We start from the raw sequence: 23926 nt of genomic DNA, 5'->3' as shown, positions 1-23926 counted from the left end.
ACGCTACGCGCGGTCCCCCTCCCGCTTCGCAGGGAGGAGACACAAAGAAAAAGGCCGCTTCCCGAAGGAGGCGGCCTCAAATCTTTTGGCTTACGCCAGTATATTACCGGCTGCCGCCACCGGCGCCAGCGCCGGGAACGCGCGGCTTCGGCGCGGGCAGCAGGCCCTCGCGCTGCATGCGCTTGCGGGCGAGCTTGCGAGCGCGACGGATCGCCTCGGCCTTTTGACGGGCGCGCTTTTCCGACGGCTTTTCGTAATGCACGTGGCGCTTCATTTCACGGAAGCTGCCTTCGCGTTGCATCTTCTTCTTTAGGGCTTTGAGCGCTTGATCGACGTTATTATCGCGAACGAAAATCTGTACCAGGTTGAACTCTCCTTTGGCCGCCCGCCGCGTCCTGTGAGGGAGACGGGCGAACAAATAAAATCGTCTTCCGAAAGTCGGGCTCTCGGATGAAGGCGCGCTAGTACACCAGCCGCCCCCTCCTGTCCAGTTCGTCGCGACCATTCTTCAAGGCTCGAAACACCGAAACGACAGGCGTATGATCGGTGCATGACCGAGACGACAGACTGGGCCGACCGGACCGAACAGACCGTGCTGGACGCCGCCATCGCCCGCGCGCCCGCCCTGGGCTGGAACGCGCGGCTGGTGCGCGAGGCCTGCGAAGCGTGCGGCCTGTCGCGCGGCGACGAGGAACTGCTGCTACCCAACGGCGCGCGTGACCTCGCCGCCCTGCTGTCGCGCCGCCACGACGCGCGAGCTCTGGCGGCCCTCGGCCAGATCGACGCCAAGTCGCTGAAGATTCGCGAGCGAATCGCCCGCGCCGTGTCCGAGCGGATGGAGGCCGGCGCCGCCGACCTGGAGGCCACGCGCCGCTGCGCCGCCTTTCTGGCCCTGCCCGTCAACGCGGAACTGGGGCTGAAACTGGCCTGGGAGAGCGCGGACCACCTGTGGCGCTGGGCCGGGGACGAGGCGACGGACTGGAACCACTATTCGAAGCGCACCATCCTGTCGGGCATTCTGATCCCCGCCCTGACCATGCGCTGGTTCGACGGCCGCGAGGCGGCGGACGCCTTCGTCGCGCGGCGAATCGAAAACGTCATGGCGTTCGAGAAGTGGAAGGCCGGCAAGGACTTCGACGCACCGTTTCGTAAGATGAGCGATGCCCTGAGCCGGATCCGATATGGAGCGCGAGGATAGTCCCTGCTTCTTTCGTCATCCTCCGACGAGCATAGCGAGATCGAGGGACCCAGCGGCGCGCGTGAGCGCGACCCCAAGGGCGGCGCGTAGCAGCCAACCTATCGCGGTCACGATCTTCAAACATCAAGTTGCGGACGCATCGCCTTCGGCGCCGCTGGGTCCCCCGGTCTGCGCCGCGAAGACGCGGCTTGCCGGAGGATGACGAAAGAAGAAGTTAGACCGCCCCCAGCACCCTGTTCACGTGCGCCATCTTGCGGCCCGGACGAGCTTCGGCCTTGCCGTAGAGGTGCAGGCGTTCGTCGGACTTAGCCGACAGCTTGCGCCAGTCCTCGACCTCATCGCCCAGCAGGTTGGTCATTTCGATGCGGGCGTGGGCGGTCACGGGGCCGAGCGGCCAGCCGGCGACGGCGCGGATGTGCTGTTCGAACTGGTCGCAGACGCAGCCATCCTGGGTCCAGTGGCCGGTGTTGTGGACGCGCGGGGCGATCTCGTTGACCAGCAGCACATCATCACCGAGATCGAACAATTCGACGCCAAGGACGCCCACATAGTCCAGACCGTCCAGGATCGCCTCGGCGATGGCGCGGGCGCGGACCTGGGTCTTTTCGTCCACCGCGGCGGGGGCCAGGGTGGTGCGCAGGACGCCGCCCTCGTGCCTGTTCTCGCCCAGCGGATAGACCGCCATATGGCCGTCCCAGTCGCGCGCGGCGATGACCGATAGCTCACGCACGAAGGTCGCCTTGGCCTCCAAGATCGCCGGGCGGCCGCCCAGGCTTTCCAGGGCGGCGGGCGCGTCCTCGATGGCGTGGATCCAGACTTGGCCCTTGCCGTCATAGCCTTCGCGGCGGGTCTTCAGCAGAGCCGGCACGCCCAATGTCGTCAGGCCGACGACCAGATCGTCCAGCGTATCGACGACGACGAAGGCGACCGTCGGGGCGCCGACGGCGTTAAGGAAGGTCTTTTCGTCCATCCGGTCCTGCGACACGCGCAATGCGGTCGGTCCCGGCGCAACCAGGGCGCCGGCCTCGGCCAGGCGTTCGATGGACTCGGCGGGGACGTTCTCGAACTCGAAGGTGACCACGTCGGCGGCGCGACCCAGGGCCGTCAGAGCGTCGGGATCGTCATAGACCGCAGTAATCTGGTGCGCCGAAACGCGCCCTGCGGGGCTGTCGGCCTCGGGGTCCAGAATGACGACATCGAAGCCCAGGCGCGACGCGGCCTGGCTCAGCATCCGGCCCAGCTGGCCTCCGCCGATGATGCCGAGGGTCGAACCGGGGGGAAGCGGCAGATCTGGCACTCAGTCCTCGACGGTTTCGGCGATGGAATCGGTCTGGGCGGTGCGGAAGGCGGCCAGGCGCTCGGCCAAGGCTTCATCCGACAACGCCAGAATCTGGGCGGCCAGAATGCCGGCGTTGGCGGCGCCCGCCTCGCCGATGGCCAGGGTCGCTACGGGCACGCCGGCCGGCATCTGTACGATGGACAACAGACTATCGAGGCCCTTCAGGGCCTTGGACTGGACCGGCACGCCCAGCACCGGCAGTTCGGTCATGGAGGCGGCCATGCCCGGCAGGTGGGCGGCGCCCCCTGCCCCGGCGATGATGACCTTGAAGCCCGCAGCCTTGGCCCCGGTCGAGAACTCGACCAGGCGTTGGGGCGTGCGGTGTGCGCTGACGACCTTGGCCTGCCAGGCGACGCCCAGCTGGTCCAGGCGGTCGGCGGCCAGCTTCATGGTCGGCCAGTCTGACCGGCTGCCCATGATGATCGCCACCGGCGGTGCGGAAGTCGCCATGTCTGTAAGGCCCCTCGCGGAAAGGCGCCCGTTACAGCACGCGGGTGACGCCCGCAACCGCAAGCGGGCGGTTTCAGGCCTCACAGGCCCTTATTGTCGGCCTTCAATGTCGGCGGATCACGCTCTACCATCGTTCGACCGCGCGACGCAGACTGAGTCGCGCCATCGGAGCCATCCCTGCGCCGTGACCGACGTGGCCGAACACGACCTGACCGCCGAGATCGAGCGCCTGCGCGTCGAGCTGGAAGCGTGGAAGACACGCGCCGCCGCCGCCGAGGCCGCCGCTGACCACGATGTGCTGACCCCCGCCCTGAACCGGCGCGGCTTCGTCGCCGCACTGCATCGCACCATGGCCTATTGCCAGCGGCACGGGGTGCCGGCTGTTCTGCTGTATCTGGATATGGACGGGTTCAAGAGCGTCAACGACCGGCTGGGCCATGCCGCCGGTGATGCGGCCCTGGTCGCGGTGGCGGAGCTGTTCTTGGCCAATCTGCGGGAATCGGATGCGGTGGGCCGGCTGGGAGGCGACGAGTTCGCGCTGCTGATGCTGCACGCAGGCTACGAAGAGGGCCGGGCCAAGGCGCGGCAACTGTCAGAGGCGCTAAAGACCGAAGGCTTCGTATGGGATGGGCAAAAGACCGAACTGGGCGGTTCGTTCGGCGTGCGCGCCTGGGACGGCCATACCGACGCCGAGGTCTGGCTAACCGAGGCCGACGCCGCCATGTGGGTGCGCAAGAAGGGGCGCTAAGGCCCCTTCCCGCGCTTTTTGTCTACAACGGCAAGGTCAGCTGAATGCCGCCCAGGTGGCTGTCGGCATGGTCGCCGAAGCGACCGCGATAGGCCACCGTCACCTTGACCGGCCCGACCGAACCTTCGACGCCCGCCGACGCCAGGAACTGACCACCGAACGGATCGTCGATTTCGCGCGACAGCACCTGGGCCGGGTTGTTGAAGATGCCCACGCGCACCGGGTCGGAACTGTCGTCCAGAGCGTCGCGATAGCCGCCCTCGGCGAACACGCCGAACCGGCCCATTTCGGCCTCGGCGCGCAGGGCGACCTCGCCGGTCAGGGCCTTCACCGTGCGGTCGCCATATTGATACTGGGCCGCAACACCCTGTTCGTAATAGCCGTCCACGTCGCTGGAGACATAGGTCAGGGCCGCACGGGGGGATAGGGCGATGCCGCCCATGTCGAACCACATCCCGCCCTGCAGGCGCGCGCCGGTGCTGAGCGCCCGTGTTTCGGCGGTATGGACGATGGGGGCCAGGCTGGTCAGGCGTTCGATGTCGTCGATATTGTCACGCGCCACGCCGACGGCCGCATTGACGAACAGATCGCCCGAGCGCCAGCCGCCATAGACGTCCAGCCCGAAGCTCTCGACGTTGAAGTTCAGCGCCTGGCTCTCGACGTCGGTATTGCGGGCCGTGCCGGCCAGGCCGAAACGCCAGTTGGCCGAAGGCCCTGCCTCCAGCGCGATCCGCCCGCCCCAACCGTCGCTGGACGATTCGGTGACCGAGCCGCGTGCATCCGTATCGACGCTGTCGATCAGAGCCGCCGTGGTCACCGAGACGCCGGCCTCCCAAGGCTGACGGCCGGACAGGGCCTCGGTGGCGGCGTCCAACGCGTCCTCGCGGTGGCGATAGGTGGTCTCGCCCTGCAGCGTCGATTGGGCGCCGATGTCGCCATAGTAGAGGTAGTCGGTCGCCAGTTGCGCGATGATCCGATGCCCCGCCGCCGTCGGGTGGACGCCGTCGAAGTAGAAATAGCTGTCGGGGTTGGAGCAGACCGTCACGCCGTTGAAGCAGGGCTGGGTGATGTTGGTGATGCCGAACTGGCCCGGATTGGCGGCCAGGGTATCGCCGACCTTGAACAGGTCCATCAGGATGATGTTGCTGCCAGGACGCGCGCCAGCAGTGGTGAATAGGCCTGTCTGCAGGGCGGTGTTGAAGGTGGTGACGGCATAGTCGGCCAGCGGCGCGGCAGGCGTGCTGCGGAACTGCGGCGTCAGGCTGAGTTTGGGCAGGTTGGTGACCAGGATGGTCCCCGCCCCCGCGCCGGCGACACTGTTGACCAGGCTGTTGACGTTGGCGGCGGCGGTCGTCGCCACCGGGGTGATGGCGGCGACGGGGCTGGCCGAAGCGCCGGCGGCGGGCAGGCCCTGGAAGATGTCGTTGGCGCCGCCCAGGACGCTGACCAGATCGGTCGAGCTGAACGTGCCGCCGGAGGCGGTGTAGCGCGCCAGCTGGTTCAACATGCCAAAGGGCACGCCGGCCGAGGCGTCGGTGCGCGAGCCGCCAAAGGCGTAGTTGATGCTGCCCGCCACGGAGCCATTGAAGTTGGCGGCGTTGAAGCCGAGCAGTTCGGTGAAAACCGGCCCGCTGGAGAACCGGCCCTGGAAATATGGCGGCGACGGCGGCTGCGTGCCGCCCGAGATCAGGAACAGGTTGCCGTTGTCGCTGAGGCTGTCGCCGAAGACGACGAGGCGGTTGTAGGTCTGGGCCGAGGCCGAACCCGCAAAGGCGCAGGCCGCGAGCGCAAGAGCGGCGACGGCGCCGCCGGTGATGAAGCGTGACATATGAATCCTCCCGCAGCCGTCATGGTTCGCGGCCGTTGGAGGAGAGGATGCGCCAGTTGGCGCAGAGCGCAAGATGCCGCAACGTCAGCCTTCGGAGGAAAATCGAACGCTTACTGCAGCGTGCGGAACTTCAGCGTGCCCGGCACCGACTTCAGCTCGCGCAGCGCCTCGGGGTCGTAGTCGTGGTCCACATCGGTGATGACATAGCCTGTGCGCTCGTCCGTCTTGAGATGCTGACCCAGAATATTTAGCCCCGCCGACGCCAGCGCGCGGTTTAGTTCGGCAAGGACGCCCGGCTGGTTCCTGTGGATGTGCAGGATGCGGTGCGTGCCCGACACCTCGGCCAACTGCACGTTCGGCAGGTTCACGCTAAAGGTGGTGTCGCCACGATTCAGATAGCCCAGCAGCCGCTCGGCCGCGAACTCGGCGATGGCCTCCTGCGCCTCCTCGGTCGAGCCGCCGATGTGGGGCGTCAGGATCATGTTGGGCAGACCCTGCAGCGGACTTTCGAACGGATCGGCGTTGGTGCGCGGCTCTTCCGGGAAGACGTCCACAGCGGCCCCCGCGACACGGCCCGAGCCCATGGCCTGGGACAGGGCGCCGACATCGACCACATGGCCGCGCGACAGGTTCAAGAACAGCGCGCCCTCCTTCATCCGGGCGAACTGGGCCGCGCCGAAGATGTTGGCGTTGTCCTTGCGACCATCGACGTGCAGCGTGACCACGTCGCTCTCGCCCAGCAGGGCGTCCAGCGAACGCATCCGCCGGGCATTGCCCAGGGCCAGACGTTCCGACAGGTCGTAGAACAGCACTCGCATGCCCAGGTTCTCGGCCAGCACCGACAACTGGCTGCCGATGGCGCCATAGCCGACGATGCCCAGGGTCTTGCCGCGCAGTTCCTTGGAGCCGGTCGCCGACTTGTTCCACTTGCCGACATGCATGGCGGCAGACTTGTCCGCCACGTCGCGCATCAGGACGATCATCAGGCCGATGGCCAGTTCGACGACCGAACGGGTGTTCGAATAGGGCGCATTGAACACAGCCACCCCGTGATCGGACGCCGCATCCAAATCGATCTGGTTGGTGCCGATGCAGAAGGCGGCGACGGCCATCAGCTTGTCGGCCTCTTCCAGCACCCGGCGGCTGACCGTCGTCTTGGAGCGCAGGCCCAGCACATGGACGCCCTTGATGGCCGCGATCAGATCGTCCTCGTCCAGCGCGCCCTTGACCGTCTCGACCGAATAACCCGCTTCTTCCAGCCGTTCGACGGCGGCGGGGTGGATGTTCTCCAGCAGCAGCATCTTCATGCGGCTGCGTGGGAAGGACCAGCGGCCGACCAGGCCCTCGGCGTGCAACACCTCGTCCAGGGACGCGGCCTCGGCGTCGGCGACCTGAACCACAGGCGCGCGGCGCACCACCTCGGTGAAGGCGTAGAAGGCGTCGGCGGCGCCGGCGATCTTGACCTCGGCGTCGTTCCAGCCGTCGCCGATCATGACCACCCGGCCCGACAGGTTCAGGGCGTGGATAGCGGCCGGCTTGCCGTTGGCGTGCGACAGGGGGTTGGCGTCGTCCACGCCGATCACGCGGTCGTCAGCGTCATAGACCAGGTCGTTGCACAGGATGCGGTCGGGCGAGACGCCCAGTTCCTCGGCGACCGGCGCAATCACCTCACGGAAGCCGCCGGAGATGATGATGACCTTGCCCTTGTTCTGCTGGAAGAAATTCAGGTTGCGGCGGACAGACGCCGTCATGTGATCCGATGCCGTCTGCGCCAGCGCTGCGACATGGGCGCGCGTCAGGGGCAGCAGGGCCAGGCGGCGGCGTAGGGCCTCGCCGAACTCCAGTTCCCCGGCCATGGCCTGATCGGTCAGAGCCGCGATCTGTGCGCGCGTCCCGGCCGCGCCCGGCGCATCCGCCAGGGCGATGTCGGCCAAGGCCTCAAGGGTCTCGAAATCGACCAGGGTCGAATCGAAGTCGAAGATCAGGGTAGGGCGCGCGCTCATGGCCGGCGTCTTAGCGGCCTTCGCGCCTGCGGCAAAGCCAAGCCGTGCTGATGACGGGGCTCAGTTGCGCTTAAACCTTGCCGCCCGTCGCGATTTTCACACGGCGGGCGGCAAGAAAATGTCAGAAGCGGACGATACGGCGCACGCGGCTGTCGGGACGACGGCTTTCCAGTACGGCCGCGCCAATGGCGGCGGCGATGGTGGCGACGGCCAAAATCGCCCCACCTTCGCGCGCATGATCGCGAGCATAGGCGCCGGCGTCGTCGGCATAACGACGGGCAGTCTTGCCGTGCTTCTTCAACGCCTTTTTGGAGCCCTTGCGTGCCGAACGGAACCAGTCGTCGGCCCGATCACGTGCATCGTAGGCGGCGTCGGCGGCGCGATGGCGTGCATCGCGCGACAGTTCGCCTGCGCGCTCGCCCGCATCTTCGGCCCGGTGGCGGAAGGCGTCGACGGCGTCATGGAAGCGATCGCGCAGTTCTGACGTATCCACCCATCCGCGCGGGTCGATGCGGGTCTTGATGCGCTGATAGCGGGTCGGTCCGCTGCGTTGCGTCAGATAGACGACCGCGACCGCGCCGAGGACGACGGCGGCAAGGCTGCCGGCCGTGATGCCGGGATGTTTGCGAATTTCTTCGATCGGATCGATATCGCGGAGCATCGGCGGAACCTCTTCGTGGTGATGACGTGTGTGATCAGCGGAACGGCGGCTCCGCTTGAGCCAAAAGAGCGAACCGCACCGAAAACGGTTCCGTCGCATCGGCAAAGCTAGACAAATCCACGTGCAGAAGACCCGGCGCCCCCCGGACCACCTTGCCCCTTATCATCACGCCTGCGGGCGCCTACATAGCCGCGATCCCGAAATGACGTCGCCAAAGGACCTCGCCGTGACCGATCACGCGCCTCACACCCCCGTTTCCGACGATCTGGCCGCCGCCTTCCAGATCGAGGGCTGGCCCGTGCGCGGCCGCTTGGTCCGCCTGGGCGCGACCATCGACAAGATCCTGGCCGCCCACGCCTATCCCGAGCCCGTCGCCGCCCTGCTGGGTGAGGCCTGCGCGCTGGCGGCGTTGATTGGCTCCAGCCTGAAGTTCGAAGGTCGGCTGCTGGTCCAGGCGCAGGGCGACGGGCCGGTGCGCTATGTGGTCGCCGACTATGGTACCGACGGGTCCTTGCGCGGCTATTGCCGCTATGACGAGGCGGAGGTCGCCGAGGCTTCGGGCGGGTTCGCCCGCCCCGGCGCCCGCTCCTTGCTGGGCCAGGGCGTCTTCATCATGACGCTGGACCGTGGTCCCGACTTCGAACGCACCCAGGGCATCACGCCGATCGAAGGCGAAAGCCTGTCGCTGGCGGCCGAACACTATTTCCAGCAGTCCGAACAGGTGCCGACCAAGGTGCATCTGGCCGTCGGTCAGGTCCAGACCGAGACGGGCTCGCAATGGCGGGCCGGCGGGGCGATGATCCAGATCATCGCCGGCGACGACGCACGCGGCTCGACGGAAGAAGTCTGGGACCGCACCCGTGCCCTGTTCGGCACCCTGGGCGACGACGAACTGGTTGATCCGACGATCTCGCCAGAGACTTTGCTATTCCGCTTGTTCCACGAGGACGGCGTGCGGCTGGAAGGCGCGCGGGCATTGAGCGCCGTCTGCCGCTGCTCACGCGGTCGCATCGCCTCGGTTTTGGCCTCTTTCGACCCGGACGAACGCGCCGACATGCTGGAAGACGACGGCAAGATCCGCGTCACCTGCGAATACTGCGCGACGGTCTATGCGCTGGACCCCGACGAAGTGGTCGCCGAGCAGATTTGACTTGGAAAGGGCGGCTCCGAGAGCCGCCCTTTTTGTCTTAGCCTTCCAGATCCAGCGAATAGCCCGCCGAGCGAACGGTGCGGATCGGATTGGCGCTTTCGTCGGCGATGGCCAGGGCCTTGCGCAGGCGGCCGACGTGGACGTCGACGGTGCGGGCCTCGACATAGACGTCGGAGCCCCAGACAGCGTCCAGCAGCTGTTCGCGGCTGAATACGCGACCCGGATGCTGCATGAAGTGGTCCAGCAGGCGGAACTCGGTCGGGCCGAGGTGGACTTCCTGGCCCGAGCGTTTCACCCGGTGCGAGACGCGGTCGATGATGATGTCGCCGTGGTTCAGCCGGTCGTCGGCCAGACCCGGACGGATGCGACGCAGGACGGCGCGGATGCGTGCGATCAGCTCGACCATCGAGAAGGGCTTGGTCAGATAGTCGTCGGCGCCCGTGTCCAGGCCGCGCACGCGGTCGCTCTCCTCGCCGCGCGCCGTCAGCATGATGATCGGCAGATTGCGGGTCTCGGCCTTGCCGCGAATGCGGCGGCAGACCTCGATGCCCGAGAGTTTGGGCAACATCCAATCCAGCAGGACCAGATCGGGCAGGCGCTCGTCGATCTGGAGCATGCCTTCCTCGCCGTCGGCAGCGACGGCGACGTCGTAGCCTTCCTTCTCGAGGTTGTATTGAAGAAGGGTCGCCAGCGCGTCCTCGTCTTCCATCACAAGGATATAGGGCTGCACGTCGGCTCTCCGGTCTCGGGTCAGCGTGTCGGAAGGTTCGGCGTCGGATCGGAATCCTCGGCCGTGGGCTGGGCGCGCGGGCGTTCGCCCACGATGTCTTCGCCCGTGATCTCGTAGTGGACGGTCTCGGCGATATTGGTCGCGTGGTCGCCGATCCGTTCCAGGTTCTTGGCCATGAACAGCAGATGGGTGCAGGCGCCGATCGTGCGCGGGTCGCCCATCATGTAGGTCAGCAGTTCGCGGAACAGGGCGTTGTAATGCTCGTCCACCTCGTCGTCGGTCTGCCAGACGGCGACGGCGCGATCCAGTTCAGAGGCCGTATAGGCGTCCAGCACGTCGCGCAGGCGGGTCGAAACCAGACGGCCCATCCGCTCGATCGAGCGGGTCAGGGGCTGCATCGGCTCGCCTTCGGCCAGGATCAGCGCGCGCTTGGCGATGTTCTTGGCCAGGTCGCCGGTGCGCTCCAGATCGGTGGCGATCTTTATGGCGCCCAGGGTGCGGCGCAGGTCGCTGGCGACCGGCTGGCGCAGGGCGATCAGGCGGATGGCCTTTTTCTCGATATCCCGGTGCAGGGCGTCGAGCTTCAGATCCCGCTCGACCACCGCGCGAGCCAGGGCGACATCGCGTCGGGCGACGGAATCGATGGCGTCCGCGACCTGGGCCTCGGCGAGACCGCCCATGCGGGCGACCTCCGCCGTGATCTGGTTCAGTTCGTCGCCGTAGGCTTTGACCGTGTGCTGGTTCATCGGATTAGCCGAAGCGTCCCGTGATGTAGTCGAGGGTGCGCCGTTCGCGCGGATTCTGGAAGATGTCTTCCGTATCCCCGGTCTCGACCAGGCGGCCCATGTGGAAGAAGGCGGTGCGTTGCGACACCCGCGCGGCCTGGGCCATCGAGTGGGTCACAATGACGATGCAGAACCGCTCACGCAGTTCGTCGATCAGTTCCTCGATCCGCGCCGTAGCGATCGGGTCCAGGGCCGAGCAGGGCTCGTCCATCAGGATGACTTCGGGGTTCACGGCGATGGCGCGGGCGATGACCAGACGCTGCTGCTGACCGCCCGACAGACCCATGGCCGACGACTGCAGGCGGTCAGCGACCTCTTCCCACAGTCCGGCGCGCTTCAGGGCCTTTTCGACCACATCGTCCATTTCGGCCTTGGACGAGACCAGGCCGTGGATTTTCGGGCCGTAGGCGACGTTTTCGTAGATCGACTTGGGGAAGGGGTTCGGGCGCTGGAACACCATGCCGACACGGGCGCGCAGCAGCACCGGGTCGATGGAGCGGTCGTTGATGTCCTCGCCGTCCATCGCGATTCGACCGGTGACCTTGGCCCCGGCGATGGTGTCGTTCATGCGGTTCATCGTCCGCAGGAAGGTCGACTTGCCGCAACCCGACGGGCCGATCAGTGCCGTGACGGTCTTGTCCGGGATATCCAGCGAGACGTCGTAGAGCGCCTGCTTGCCCTCATAGAAGACGGAGACATCGCGCGCCGCGATCTTGATCGGGCCGACCGGCGGGCTGTCGACGATGGTCGGCCCCGTCACGGGCGTCGCATCTTCGAGGCGCGGCTCGGCGGCGGCGCTAGCCTTGGAGGACGTGACTTCCGGCAGGACCTGACCGCCCATGCGCGGGGTCTCGGTCGGATCGACCGGACCGGCGCCAGTCTGGTCTTCGGCGGAGCGGAAAATACGGAATTTCATTCTCTTACCACCGGCGCTCGAAGCGCCGCCTCAAGATGATGGCCGCCGCGTTCATGATGATCATGAAGACCAGCAGGACGATGATCGCCGCGGCGGTGCGTTCGTGGAACGCCCGCTCCGAGGCGTTCTCCCAGATGTAGATTAGCGAGGGCAGCGCCCCGACCGGCTGGTCGATGGCGGCCGGCACGCCGGGCACGAAGCTGACCATGCCGATCAGAAGCAGCGGCGCGGTCTCGCCCAGCGCGTGGGCCATGGAGATGATGGCGCCGGTCATGACGCCGGGCATGGCCAGAGGCAGGACGTGGCTGAATACGGTCTGCGTCTTGGAGGCGCCCATAGCCAGCGCCGCCTCGCGGATCGACGGCGGCACGGCCTTCAGGGCAGAGCGGGTGGCGATGACCAGGGTCGGAAGCGCCATCAGCGCCAGGACCAAACCGCCGACGATCGGACTGGCGCGCGGCAGATGCATCCAGTTGATGAACAGGGCCAAGCCCAGCAGGCCGTAGACGATCGACGGCACGGCCGCGAGGTTGTTGATATTGACCTCGATGATGTCGGTCAGCCTGTTCTTGGGCGCAAACTCTTCCAGCCAGATGGCGGCGCCGACGCCCAGTGGAATGGCGATCAGGGCGGTGACCATAAGCATCAGGGCCGAGCCGACCACCGCGCCCAGCACGCCCGCCAGCTCCGGCTGGGTCGAGTCGCCGTTGGTGAACAGGGCGGTGTTGAAGTGCGAGCCGATCACGCCTTCGGCCTGCAACCGGTCCAGCCAGGCGATCTGCTGATCGGTCAGGCGGCGCTGGTCCTCCGGCGTCTCCTTCGAGATTTCGCCTTTCAGATACAGGTCCGCGTCGTCGGACAGGGGCACGGCCAGAGGCACCGTCTCGCCGATGACTTCGCTGCGTTTGGCGACGAGGTCGGCGGCGACGAACTTCAGTTCCGACGAGAACAGCCGCTTCATCTGCGCGGCCTTGGTTCCGGCCGCGTCGTCCTGAACGCCCATGCGGGCCAGTTGCTGCTCGGCCGCCAGCTGCTCGAAGTTGGAGCCCTGCGGATAGGCGCGATCGACGCGCGCCGGGTCCATATAGACCGGCACGGTCACCGTGTGGGTGTAGAAGGCGGTGTGGCCCTGTTCGACGATGCGGACCAGCAGGACCGCCAGGAACAGCATGGCGGCGGCGATGGCCAGGCGGCCATACCATTTGAAGCGGGTTTCCTTGGCGTGCCGACGCTTCAGGCCCGCGCGCAGACGATCCAGCCGCCCCTTGGCGGCCACGCCGTCGATCCGATCGGGGGTCGCGTCAGTCATATTGTTCCCGATAGGTCTGGACGATCCGGTGGGCGATGATGTTCAGCACCAGGGTCACCAGGAACAGGGTGAGACCCAGGCCGAAGGCCGACAGGGTCTTGGCGCTGTTGAACTCCTGGTCGCCGGTCAGCAGGGTCACGATCTGCACGGTGACGGTCGTCACTGTGTCCAGCGGATTGAAGGTCAGGTTGGCCGCTAGGCCCGCAGCCATGGTCACGATCATGGTCTCGCCGATGGCCCGCGACACGGCCAGCAACAGCGCGCCGGCGACGCCCGGAAGCGCGGCGGGCATCAGAACCCGTTTCACCGTTTCGGACTTGGTGGCGCCCATGGCGAACGAACCGTCACGCAGCGACTGAGGCACGGCGTTGAGGATGTCGTCGGACAGGGACGAGACGAACGGGATCAGCATGATGCCCATCACCGCGCCGGCCGTCAGGGCCATCTGGTTCTGAACCAGCGACAGATACTGGCCTAGTCCGTCCAGAGGTCCGCCGATCAGGAACAGGCCGATCTCGTTGAAGAAGACCCGCAGCAGCGGCCCCACCGTCAAGGCGGCGAAGAAGCCGTAGACGACGGTCGGCACGCCGGCCAGAATCTCCAGCAGCGGCTTGATCACCGCGCGTGTCGTGCGTCCGGCGTATTCCGAAAGATAAATGGCCGACAGCAGGCCGATGGGCGCGGCCACGCACATGGCGATGACCATGATCAACAGGGTGCCGGCGAACAGGGGCACGGCCCCGAAGGCGCCCGACGACCCGACCTGATCGGCGCGGATGGCGATCTGGGGGCTCCATTGCGTGCCGAACAGGAAGTCGAGGATCGGCACCTTCTGGAAGAAGCGGAAGCTGTCGAAGGCCAGAGAGGCGATGATACCCAAGGTCGTCAGGACGGCGATGGCCGAGCAGACGAACAGGGCGCCGTAGATCCAGCCTTCGACCCGGTTGCGGGCGCGCGTGTTGGGCTTGATCTGGGTCAGGGCGAACAGGCCGCCGAGGATGGCGGCCAGGATGGCGGCGATTCCGCCGCCCCAGGACAGGGTGCGCTCGATGCGGACCATGCGGCGCGCCTCGACCGGCAGATTCTCGGCCAGGGGGCGTTCCCAGATTTGCAGAGCGGGCTCGCCACGACCGACGCGGTGGGCGTCGGCGAAGAAGGCGTCGCGGCGGAAGTGGTCCAGAGAGGCGACAGCGTCAGGCGTGCCGACAGCCGTCAACTGACGCTGAAGCGGCGCGGCGAAGACCGAGGCCAGGATCAGCACCAGCAGGGCGGGCGCAGCAACCCAGATCAGCGCATAGGCGCCGTGCTGACCGGGCCGGGAATGGGGTTTGGCGCCGACCGCGCGACGACGCGCGAGCTCGCGTCCGCCGACGAAGGCGGCCGCGCTCAGCGCGATAAGGATCAGCAGGTAAATCCAGATCATTCAGAAGTCCGAAGCGCCGTGCGCGAATCGGCGACGGTCCTGAACATCGGGACCAACGCGGCGCGACTACTGCCTGTGAATGGTCAGCGGATTACGACGGGTCGATGACAGTTGGGTGACAGCGACGGTCCGTCGCGGCTCTAGCGCCGCTCGACCGGCTGGGGGAACCAGGCGGTGAAGGCCGCGCCCATGCCGGGTGCGCTTTCGACGACCAGGCCGCCCTGATGCCGATTGATGATGTGCTTGACGATGGCGAGCCCCAGGCCAGTCCCCTGTCGCTCGCCGCTCTTCTGGCCCTCGACCCGATAGAAGCGCTCGGTCAGCCGTGGCAGGTGTTCGCGCGCCATGCCGGGTCCATGATCCCGCACCGTCACCGCGGCATAGGAGATGCCGGACGCGCGGTCAGGGGTGACCAGCGGCAGCCGGGTCGCGCCGGGCATCCGCGACGCCCAGGCCTCGTCGAACGACAGGTCCGAACGGACCGAAATCTCGACCGTCCCGCTCCGTGACGAATATTTGACGGCGTTGTCGAGCAGGTTCTGCACGACCTGCAGGATTTCGTCGCGATCCCCACTGATCGACGCCCTCGCCTCCCCCTGATCCAAGGCGATGACGATCTCTTTTTCACGCGTCAGCACGCTGATGGCGTCCACCACATCGGAGGCGGCGCGGTCCAGATCGACGCGGCCCGAGGGCGGAATATGCTCGTTCAGTTCGATGCGGCTGAGCGACAGCAAGTCCGCGACCAGACGCCCCATCCGGTCCGCCTGGGCCGACATGATGTCGAGGAATCGGTCGCGCGCGGCGACGTCGTCGCGGGCATGACCTTTCAGCGTCTCGATGAAGCCGCTCAAGGAGGCCAGCGGCGTGCGCAGTTCATGGCTGGCGTTGGCCAGGAAATCGACACGCATCATTTCGGTGCGCCGGGCGTCGGTCTCGTCGCGCAGGATCAGCAGGGCCAGCTCCGCCCCGGGCAGCGTTCCCGCCTCTACGGACAAAGGCCGCGTCCAGGCCCGCCAGCGCCGATCCCTCTGCCCGCCCGTCGCATAGTCCGTGGTGCGGGCCGTGCCCCCGAACAGGGCCTCGTCCACCGCCTCCAGCACGCCGGGTTCGCGAATGACCTGAACCAGCAAGGCGCCCTGACGCTGTATCCGCAGAAGGTCGCGCGCGGCGCCATTGGCCATGACGATGCGTCGGCCGGCGATGTCGTCCGGCTCGCCCCCGCTGACGACCAGCACCGGATCGTCCAGCGCCTCGAACACCCGATCCAGCAGGTCGCCGTTGACTACATCCGAGGCGGACTCCGCCGCGCCGCCGTCATGTGCGGCTGGAGCCGTCGTCGCCGCTTCGGACACGTTCAGAAGCCAGGCCGAGGCAGCCACGACCACGGCCCCGCCGACAAGCCAGTTCGCCAGTTCGGGATGAAGGACCGCCAGCAGCAACAGGACCACGATGGCGATGCCGATGCTGGCGCCCACCGTCCATAGCCGCGAGGTGGAGACCGGCGCGACGGGCGATGGCGAGACTTCGTAAGGCATGGAGTGGAGGCGACCTCGTTCTGGAACGCGTTTTCCGATCCTTGCACGGATTCTGTGACGGCGCTCCGACAGCCTGAGGTCATTAGAAGCTTCGCCGCACGGTTTCTTTAGGATTATCGCCCATGGTATCGCCCAAGGGGGCTTCGTGGACCGCATTATCTTCTGCATTGCGCGCGATCACGACTGGCGGATCACTCTGTTCGCAGTGCTGATCTGCATGGTCGGCCTTGGCGTTTCAACCCGCTTGATGCAGCGGATGGGAACCCGCGATCCCAGACGTCGCCGTCGATCTGTCATCCTGGCCATCATCATCGGCGCACTATCGATCTGGGCGACCCATTTCGTCGCCATGCAAGGGTTTGTCGCCGGCGTGCCGGTGCGTTACGACCCGGTGCTGACCCTCGCGTCCATGGGTGTCGCCCTCGCCATGATCGGCCTGACGATCGGTTCAACCATAATGGGCAAAGGCCCCATCTGGCGGGTTCTGGCGGCCGTGATCGCCGTCGCCGGCGTCGGCGCCATGCATTATCTCGGCATGGCCGCAATCAAGGCGCCTGCGCATATCAGCTGGGATCTGGGACTTGTGGCGACCTCAATCGCCGCCGCCATGGCCGTCGGGTGCAGCACCGCCTTGTTCTACCGTCGCGGCGGCGCCGCGCGGCTGCTCATCACGACGACAGGCTTATCCCTGACGATCATCTCGTTGCATTTTATCGGCATGGCGGCGATCAGCATCACGCCCGACCCTGCCGCCTCCCTTGATCAAGGAATCTCGACCGGCGCCATGCGAATCCTGCTCGGCGCCATTCTGCTGCTGATCTGCGGCGTAGCCTGCGCTCTGGGCGTCATGGCCTATATGTCGCGCGCGACAGCGCTGCGCCGCATCCGCGAGGCGGTGGACGCCATGCCGGATGGATTAGGCTTCTATGACGCAAGAGATCGACTGGTTCTGTGGAACGCCCGCTACGCCGAGGTGAATCCCGAGCTTGAGCCACACCTCGTCGTCGGCCTGTCCTTCCGCGAGGCGCTGCGCATCGGTATCGACGAGGGTCGCTACGATGAGGCCACGGGGCGCGAAGAGGAATGGCTGAACGAGCGCATGCTGGCGCGACGGCAGTTGTCGTCCAACAGCGAGCAGCAGGTCGCCGGCGGCCGTTGGCTGCGCATCCAGGATCGGCGCACCTCCGAAGGTGGCACGGTCACGGTCTGCAACGACATCACCGACCTTAAACGGGACGCCGAAGCGCTGGCCGAGGCCCGCGACGCCGCAGAAGCCGCCAACGTCGCCAAGAGCCAATTCCTGGCCAATATGAGCCACGAGATTCGCACACCCCTGAACGGTGTGATCGGCCTATCTCAGGCGCTGTCCAAGACGGATCTGACGGCCGATCAGCGCGAAATGCTTGACCTGATGCAGGCGTCGGGAAAGACGCTGCAGACCCTGCTCAGCGACATTCTGGATCTGGCCCGCGTTGAATCGGGCAAGCTGGAATTGACCGACGACGCCTTCGAACTGGCGACCGCCGTGCGCGAAGCGGCGCAGCTCTATGCCGAGAACGCCCGCGAGAAGCATCTCGACTTCCACGTCGACATCGATCTGGAAGAGGACATGTGGGTGCTGGGCGACGCGGTGCGCCTGAAACAGGTGCTAACCAATCTGATCTCCAATGCGGTGAAGTTCACCAGCCAGGGTTTCGTCGGCCTGATCGTCCAGCGCGGCGTGGATCGGGACGGAAGCCCCGTCCTGCGTTTCACCGTCGAGGATAGCGGCATCGGCTTCGACGCCGCGACCCGCAGCAGATTGTTCAGCCGATTCGAACAGGCTGACGGCGGCATCACGCGCCGGTTCGGCGGCTCCGGCCTTGGCCTGTCCATCTGCCGTCAGCTGGCGGAAATGATGGGAGGCGACTTGGGATGCGAAAGCGAACCCGGCGGCGGGGCAGCCTTCATCCTGACGCTGCCGTTTAGACAATGCGAAGCTCCGTCACTCAGAGAGCCTCTGGCTACGGAAGCATATGCCGACGACGAACAGCGCGCCGTGCGCGTGCTGGTGGCGGACGACCATCCGACCAACCGCCGCGTCATCGAACTGATTCTCGCCCAGACGCCGGCCCAGATCGTGATTGCAGAGAACGGCGCCCAGGCGCTGGAGGCTTTCCGCGCCGGGACGTTCGACCTGGTGCTGATGGACATGCAGATGCCGATCATGGACGGGTTGACGGCGACGCAGGAGATTCGCCTGCACGAGGCGACGATGGGAATGGATCGCACGCCGATCGTCATGCTGACCGCCAACGCCATGCCCGAACACGTCGCCGCCGGACGCGCGGCCGGGGCCGACCACCATCTGGCCAAGCCGTTCAACGCCGCCGAACTGCTGGGCATCGTCGCGGCGCCTGGCGCGCTGCTCAAGGATCGCGCGCAAGCAGCTTAAGCGGACCTTTGACGGTTGCGCCTTGGGCATGATGCGTGTAATAGCCCGCGCTCTTGAATTCGAGGGTTCATCACCCCCGCCGCGAGAGCCCAGGGTTGGCGCGGCGTTTCCGTTGTTGTTGAGGCGAGCCACATGGCCGAGATCATTCTGAACGTGGACGTCCGCGATGGCGTCGGCACCGGCGGCGCTCGCGCTGCGCGTCGCGCTGGTTTCGTGCCGGGCGTGCTTTACGGCGGCGAGCAAGCCCCCGTCGCCATTTCGGTGAACGAGAAGGACTTCCGCAAGTCGCTCTACACCGGCAAGCTGCTGGGCCACCTCGTGACCCTGAAGTATGGCGATGAGACCCAGCCGGTCATCGCCAAGGATGTGCAGTTCGACCCCGTGTCGGACCGTCCCCTGCACTTCGACCTGATGCGCGTCGATGCGAAGGCCCCGCTCAAGATCGAAGTGGCGGTCCACTTCGCGAACGCCGACGAAGCTCCGTTCTCGCGTCAGGGCGGTTCGCTGGAAGTCGTGCGTCACGCCGTCGAGATCCTGGTCCGCGCCGACCAGATCCCGGAAGAGCTGGTTGTCGATCTGGCCAAGGCCGAGATCGGTGACACCATCCGCATGTCGGACATCAAGCTGCCCAAGGGCGCGGAAGCCACCATCACCGACCGCGACTTCGTGATCGCCACGATCAAGGTCTCGTCCGCCGCCCTGTCGGCCGCCGCCGATGAAGCCGCCGAAGCCGAAGCCGCTCCGGTCGAGAAGACCGAAGACTGATCCTTCGTCTCTTCGTGAAGATTACGCCCCGCCCGGTTCGCCGCGGCGGGGCTTTTCTTTGCCCGACGCACGCGGCATGAGGACGCCATGATCATCATCGCTGGGCTCGGCAATCCGGGCGGCAAATACGAAAAGAACCGCCACAACATCGGCTTCATGGCCGCCGACGAGATTTCGCGGCGCTGGCGCTTCGGTCCCGAGCGGGCCAAGTTCCAGTCGATCGTCAGCGAGGGCCAGGTCGAGACGGCCGACGGTTCGGTCAAGGTGCTGCTGATGAAGCCTCAGACCTATATGAACGAGAGCGGGCGGGCCGTCGGCGAAGCGGCGCGCTTCTACAAGATCAAGCCGTCCGAGGTCATCGCCTTCCACGACGAGATCGACCTGGCGCCCGGGCGCTTCCGCATGAAGACAGGCGGCGGCGCGGCCGGTCAGAACGGCGTCCGCTCCCTGATCAGCCACCTGGGCGCCGACTTCCGTCGCGCGCGCATGGGCATCGGCCATCCGGGCGAGAAGGAGATGGTCATGCCCCATGTGCTGGGGGACTTCCACAAGGCCGAACAGCCGTGGCTGGACGCCATGCTCCAGGCCTGCGCCGACGCCCTGCCCTTCGCCGCCGCCGGCGATGACGAACGCTATCAGGGCGAGGTGATGCGCCTGGCCCCCGCACCGAAATTCAGCCCGCGTCAGGCGGCGCGCGGCGAGCTTTAGGACAAACCGCCGCCTATCGCGCCGTCACGAAACGCCGTAGAGGCGAGGCGTGACCCGTTCCCAGGCCGATCATTGGTCGACTTCGAAATCGCTCGCCTTCCTGGCGGCGGTCTTCGCGCTCGTGCTTGGAAGCCTGTTGCCCTTCGCGGCCCTGGCGGCGGTCCAACCGGGCCAGCCGCTGGTCATCTGCTCCGCTGAAGGGCCGCAGACGATCCAGTCCGGCGGGATGGACGGCCCGGTCAACAAGCACGTCGGGGCCAAATGTGCGGCCTGCGTCATGCCCCTGGCCGCCGCCCTGCCCTGCCCGCCCGCACCGCAGCCCACGCCGCTCGTTCGCACCGTCGAGCGCATCGTCTATGCTCCCGCCAGCGTCAGCCCGCCGCCGCCCGCACGTGCGCCGCCGCGCCCCCCCTCCACCGCACCGCCCCAGGCCTGAACCAGACCCCGAGCCCGCGCCGGCCTTGAGCCCGCGCGCCCTTCTCGTTCTGATTTCAGGATCATCATGTCTTTCAAGACCACCGCAGCGCCCTGCGCGCTGTTGCTCGCCGCCCTGGCCAGCGCTGGATGGGCCAGCCCCGCCGTCGCTCAGCAAACCTCCGAGCCCGCCGTGCTCGACAGCGTCATCGTCACTGGCCGCCGCGATGCGGAAGACCCCGCCGTCGTCGCGGATGCCCGCGCCCTGCTGTCTCGCACCCCCGGCGCCGTGGCCGTGGTGGCGTTGGAAACCTACCAAGACCGCTACGCTCTCAGCTTTGCAGACACACTACGCGGCGTGCCCGGCGTTTTCGCCCAGCGCCGCTGGGGCGAAGAGGTTCGCCTGTCGATCCGAGGATCCGGCATCGGCAACGGCGCCCATCTGCGTGGCGTCCTGCTGGCCCAGGACGGCGTGCCGTTCAATGCGCCAGACGGGTTCGGCGAGTTTCAGGAGATCGACCCCCTGATCGCGCGCCATATCGACGTGTACAAGGGAGGCAACGCCCTGCGCTTCGGCGGTGCAGCCCTGGGCGGCGCGATCAATGTGGTCACGCCCACCGGTCGCACGGCCGCCAGCCGCAACCTGATCCGCGTTGAAGGCGGATCGTTCGACACCCAGCGCGGCCATGTCGCCGTCGCTCGCGATCTTGGCGACTGGGACATCTACGCCGCCGCCACCGTCGCCCGCTCGGACGGTTTCCGCGAAAATCAGAGTTCCGACAGCAAACGACTGACCCTGAACCTGGGTCGCACCTTCGGCGAGGGACGCGAGTTGCGCCTTATCGTTCAGGGCAATGATCTGGACCAGTCGGTGTCGTCCGCCGTCACCTTGCAGCAGGCGCTGACCGACCCGAGCGGCGTGCCCGACAACAACCGCGCCCTGGCCTTCGCCCGCGATGTAAAGTCCCTGCGCACCACGGTTCTGGGGCGCTGGCGTATCGACGACAGCCTGTCCGTCGAGGGGGCCGTCTATGTCGTGGACAAGGATCTGTATCACCCGATCTCCATCGTCATCGACCAGAACAGCCTGCAATGGGGCGGCTATGGCCGCGCGGACTGGAACGGTCGGCTGGGCGGCCTGCGCGCCGACGCCTATGCCGGCTTCAGTTATCGGGGCGGCACGACCGACGCCTTCACCTTCGTCGCGGCCGGCGGCGCACGACCGGGGGCCAAGATCGGCGATTCGGTTCAGGACGCCGCGGGCCTGGATGTCTTCGCAGAGGGGCGCCTGTTCGTGACCGACCGACTGGCCCTGGTCGCAGGCGGCAGCTACGGTCGCGCAGAGCGGGATTTCACCAACAATCTGGTCCCCAGCAACAATGCCGACGCGACCTTCGACTGGTTCTCGCCGCGCATCGGCCTGCTTTGGGAAGACGAAACCGGCACGCAGGTCTACGCCAACCTGACCCGCTCGGTGGAGGCGCCCAGCTATGGCGCCCTGGTTCAAAGCACCGTGCCGCGTTTCGTCGACCTTGAGGTTCAGGACGCCTGGACTGGCGAGGTCGGCGCCCGGGGCCGACGCGGCCCCTTCACCTTCGACCTGTCAGCCTATCGCGCGGAGATCACCGGCGAACTGCTCAACTTCATCGTCACCCCGGACATCCCCGCCTCGACCTTCAATGCGGGCGACACGGTTCACCAGGGGATCGAGGCCGGGCTGGATTGGCGGATCATGACCGGACCCGGCGGTCGGCTGACGCTCCGCCAGACCTACGCTTGGTCCGACTTCTTTTTCGCCGGAGACCCGGTCTATGGCGACAACCGCCTGCCGGTCGTGCCGGAGCATCTGTATCGTGCGGAGCTGAAATACGCCCATCCGTCGGGCTGGTTCGTGGCGCCCAGCGTAGAGTGGTCGCCGACAGACGTCCTGATCGACTATGCCAATACGCGTAGCGGCGCAGACGGAACGCCGCTGACCGCGCCCGGCTATGCCATCCTGTCGTTGAATGCGGGCTGGAGCTTCGACAACGGCGTGTCCCTATTTCTGGACGCACGCAACCTGACGGACGAAAACTACATTTCCTCGGTCAACGCCGTCACGGATGCGCGGGTCGCCCCGACGGCGGTCTTCGTGCCGGGCGAGGTGCGGTCGGCCTATGTGGGAGTTCGCTATGCGTTCTGAACCGACGGACGATCTCTCCGGCGCCTACCGCGCGGTATGGCGCTGGCACTTCTATGCGGGTGTGTTCGTCATGCCGGTGCTGATGCTGCTGGCCCTGACCGGCGGGCTGTATCTGTTCAAGGACGAGATCGACGGGTTTCTGTATCGCGACATGATCCGCGTGCCGGCCGCCCAATCCCAGACGGCGCCCGAGACCTGGCTGGCCAACGCGGCGCGAGCGGGCGGCGGCGGGCGGGTCGCCAATCTGGTCATGCCCAGCCGCGACGACCAGGCGATCAGGCTGCGGGTGGATCGGCCGGATGGGGGCCAGAAGACGGTCTTCGTCGATCCGCACACCGGCCTCGTCACCGGCGTGATCCCGGCCGGCGGGTTCATGGAACTGGTCAAGAAGACCCACAGCCTGACGCTGCTGGGTCGGCCCTTCAACATCCTGGTCGAGATCGTGGCGGGCTGGACGATCATCCTGTTCGCCACGGGTCTCTACCTGTGGTGGCCGCGTGGGCGCGCGGCAGCGACCTTCGCGCCTCAGACGACCGATAGCAGGCGACGCCCCTTCTGGCGCGACCTGCATGCCCTGACGGGTTTCTACGTCGGCGGGGTCGTGCTGTTTCTGGCGGTCACGGGCATGCCGTGGTCGGCGGTGTGGGGTGACCGGGTCATGGGGCTGGTCAAGGAGACGGGGCTGGGTCGGCCGCCCGCACCCGTCGCCGGGGCCTGGCAACGCGCCCAACACCATGACGAGCCCGCCGGCGCCGGCTGGACCATGGAAGGGATGGTGATGGCCCATGATCACGCCGGCCACGGCGGACTGGCGCAGGTGCTGCATGTCGCGGATCAGGCCGGTCTGGCGCGGCCCTTTGCAGTGAATATCCCAGCAGCCGACGGCACGGCCTACACGGTCACGACCCAGGCGACGCGGGTTCAGGACAGCCGCTCGCTCTATATCGACGCTGCATCCGGGCGTCTGCTGGGCGACATCGGCTATGATCAGTTCGGCGCCGGCGCCAAGGCCATTGAACTGGGTATATTCACCCACCAGGGGACGCAGTTCGGTCAGGCGAACCGTATCGTCATACTGTTAGGCTGCATCGGCGTCTGGCTCCTGGCGATCAGCGGCCTTGTCATGTGGTGGAAGCGTCGCCCCCCGAACCTGTCGCGCCGCCGCCTGGGTGCACCGCCTGCCCCGCCAGGTCCGCGCGTGCGCGCCGCCGTGCTGGGCATCGTCCTGCCCCTCGCCATCCTGTATCCTCTGACGGGACTGAGCCTTATCGCCGCCGTGCTGCTCGATCGAGCCGTGCGACCGATGATCCGGCGCCGTTCCGCCGCTTCGTGAAAGACCTGACGA

General features: G+C 66.8%; 21 protein-coding genes. 9 read left to right on the top strand and 12 right to left on the bottom strand.

Annotated elements, in window-relative coordinates; genetic code table 11:
* Window positions 1-103: 103 nt before the first annotated feature.
* Entirely contained in the window at window positions 104-364 is a 261-nt protein-coding gene (gene rpsU, locus ACZZZD_RS00370) for a 30S ribosomal protein S21 (protein ID WP_135195633.1), read from the bottom strand.
* A gap of 186 nt (window positions 365-550) precedes the next feature.
* On the opposite strand from rpsU, the gene ACZZZD_RS00365 reads away from it, so the two are divergent.
* Window positions 551-1198, top strand: a complete 648-nt coding sequence (locus tag ACZZZD_RS00365) for a COQ9 family protein (protein ID WP_463431580.1) — start codon at window positions 551-553, stop codon at window positions 1196-1198.
* A 214-nt stretch (window positions 1199-1412) separates the two neighbouring features.
* On the opposite strand, the gene ACZZZD_RS00360 is transcribed toward ACZZZD_RS00365, so the two are convergent.
* Both ACZZZD_RS00360 and purE read right to left on the bottom strand, forming a co-directional pair.
* Window positions 1413-2495: a 5-(carboxyamino)imidazole ribonucleotide synthase gene (locus ACZZZD_RS00360; protein WP_463431578.1), complete on the bottom strand. Its 1083-nt coding sequence runs from the start codon at window positions 2493-2495 to the stop codon at window positions 1413-1415.
* The gene (purE, locus tag ACZZZD_RS00355) at window positions 2496-2987 is read right to left on the bottom strand and encodes a 5-(carboxyamino)imidazole ribonucleotide mutase (protein ID WP_463431576.1); all 492 of its coding nucleotides are present in this window, start codon (window positions 2985-2987) and stop codon (window positions 2496-2498) included. It abuts the gene before it with no gap.
* Window positions 2988-3180: 193 nt separating this feature from the next.
* On the opposite strand from purE, the gene ACZZZD_RS00350 reads away from it, so the two are divergent.
* Window positions 3181-3735: a GGDEF domain-containing protein gene (locus tag ACZZZD_RS00350; protein ID WP_463431574.1), complete on the top strand. Its 555-nt coding sequence runs from the start codon at window positions 3181-3183 to the stop codon at window positions 3733-3735.
* Window positions 3736-3757: 22 nt separating this feature from the next.
* On the opposite strand, the gene ACZZZD_RS00345 is transcribed toward ACZZZD_RS00350, so the two are convergent.
* The 3 genes from ACZZZD_RS00345 to ACZZZD_RS00335 form a co-directional block, all read right to left on the bottom strand.
* Window positions 3758-5563, bottom strand: a complete 1806-nt coding sequence (locus tag ACZZZD_RS00345; RefSeq protein WP_463431572.1) for an autotransporter domain-containing protein — start codon at window positions 5561-5563, stop codon at window positions 3758-3760.
* 110 nt (window positions 5564-5673) lie between these two features.
* The gene (serA, locus tag ACZZZD_RS00340; RefSeq protein WP_463431570.1) at window positions 5674-7566 is read right to left on the bottom strand and encodes a phosphoglycerate dehydrogenase; all 1893 of its coding nucleotides are present in this window, start codon (window positions 7564-7566) and stop codon (window positions 5674-5676) included.
* A gap of 121 nt (window positions 7567-7687) precedes the next feature.
* Window positions 7688-8227 carry a hypothetical protein gene (locus tag ACZZZD_RS00335; protein WP_463431568.1) on the bottom strand — a complete coding sequence of 180 codons (540 nt, stop codon included), beginning with the start codon at window positions 8225-8227 and terminating at the stop codon, window positions 7688-7690.
* 226 nt (window positions 8228-8453) lie between these two features.
* Here ACZZZD_RS00335 and ACZZZD_RS00330 point away from each other — a divergent pair, with 226 nt between their 5' ends.
* A complete protein-coding gene (locus ACZZZD_RS00330) occupies window positions 8454-9377 on the top strand; it encodes an Hsp33 family molecular chaperone (RefSeq protein WP_463431566.1) in 924 nt (307 codons plus the stop codon).
* A 37-nt stretch (window positions 9378-9414) separates the two neighbouring features.
* Here the strand turns inward: ACZZZD_RS00330 and phoB are convergent, their stop codons facing one another.
* From phoB to ACZZZD_RS00300, 6 genes are all read right to left on the bottom strand, one after another.
* Entirely contained in the window at window positions 9415-10107 is a 693-nt protein-coding gene (phoB, locus tag ACZZZD_RS00325; protein WP_135195153.1) for a phosphate regulon transcriptional regulator PhoB, read from the bottom strand.
* Window positions 10108-10127: 20 nt separating this feature from the next.
* Window positions 10128-10853, bottom strand: a complete 726-nt coding sequence (gene phoU, locus ACZZZD_RS00320) for a phosphate signaling complex protein PhoU (protein WP_463431564.1) — start codon at window positions 10851-10853, stop codon at window positions 10128-10130.
* Between the two features lie 4 nt (window positions 10854-10857).
* Window positions 10858-11808: a phosphate ABC transporter ATP-binding protein PstB gene (gene pstB, locus ACZZZD_RS00315; RefSeq protein WP_463431562.1), complete on the bottom strand. Its 951-nt coding sequence runs from the start codon at window positions 11806-11808 to the stop codon at window positions 10858-10860.
* Between the two features lie 4 nt (window positions 11809-11812).
* Complete coding sequence (gene pstA / locus ACZZZD_RS00310; protein WP_463431560.1) at window positions 11813-13117, bottom strand: phosphate ABC transporter permease PstA; 1305 nt, start codon at window positions 13115-13117, stop codon at window positions 11813-11815.
* Window positions 13110-14540 (bottom strand): phosphate ABC transporter permease subunit PstC, encoded by a 1431-nt coding sequence (gene pstC, locus ACZZZD_RS00305; RefSeq protein WP_159845331.1) that lies wholly within the window; start codon window positions 14538-14540, stop codon window positions 13110-13112. Before pstC ends, pstA begins: the two co-directional genes overlap by 8 nt.
* A gap of 140 nt (window positions 14541-14680) precedes the next feature.
* Entirely contained in the window at window positions 14681-16078 is a 1398-nt protein-coding gene (locus ACZZZD_RS00300; protein ID WP_463431558.1) for an ATP-binding protein, read from the bottom strand.
* Window positions 16079-16223: 145 nt separating this feature from the next.
* Here ACZZZD_RS00300 and ACZZZD_RS00295 point away from each other — a divergent pair, with 145 nt between their 5' ends.
* The 6 genes from ACZZZD_RS00295 to ACZZZD_RS00270 all read left to right on the top strand — a co-directional run bounded on the left by ACZZZD_RS00295 (window position 16224) and on the right by ACZZZD_RS00270 (window position 23914).
* Window positions 16224-18512, top strand: coding sequence for an ATP-binding protein (locus ACZZZD_RS00295; protein WP_463431556.1), 2289 nt, complete (start codon window positions 16224-16226; stop codon window positions 18510-18512).
* A 132-nt stretch (window positions 18513-18644) separates the two neighbouring features.
* Window positions 18645-19277, top strand: coding sequence for a 50S ribosomal protein L25/general stress protein Ctc (locus tag ACZZZD_RS00290; RefSeq protein WP_463431554.1), 633 nt, complete (start codon window positions 18645-18647; stop codon window positions 19275-19277).
* A gap of 87 nt (window positions 19278-19364) precedes the next feature.
* A complete protein-coding gene (pth, locus tag ACZZZD_RS00285; protein WP_463431552.1) occupies window positions 19365-19985 on the top strand; it encodes an aminoacyl-tRNA hydrolase in 621 nt (206 codons plus the stop codon).
* 49 nt (window positions 19986-20034) lie between these two features.
* On the top strand, window positions 20035-20421 hold the full coding sequence (locus tag ACZZZD_RS00280; RefSeq protein ID WP_463431550.1) for a hypothetical protein: 387 nt from the start codon (window positions 20035-20037) through the stop codon (window positions 20419-20421).
* Window positions 20422-20487: 66 nt separating this feature from the next.
* Entirely contained in the window at window positions 20488-22581 is a 2094-nt protein-coding gene (locus tag ACZZZD_RS00275; protein ID WP_463431548.1) for a TonB-dependent receptor family protein, read from the top strand.
* Window positions 22571-23914, top strand: coding sequence for a PepSY-associated TM helix domain-containing protein (locus tag ACZZZD_RS00270; protein ID WP_463431546.1), 1344 nt, complete (start codon window positions 22571-22573; stop codon window positions 23912-23914). Before ACZZZD_RS00275 ends, ACZZZD_RS00270 begins: the two co-directional genes overlap by 11 nt.
* The last annotated feature ends 12 nt before the right edge of the window (window positions 23915-23926 follow it).

Source organism: Brevundimonas sp. AC546 (assembly GCF_979258305.1).
Note: the sequence above shows the minus strand (reverse complement) of the source record. Positions and strands in the feature narration are given on the sequence as shown.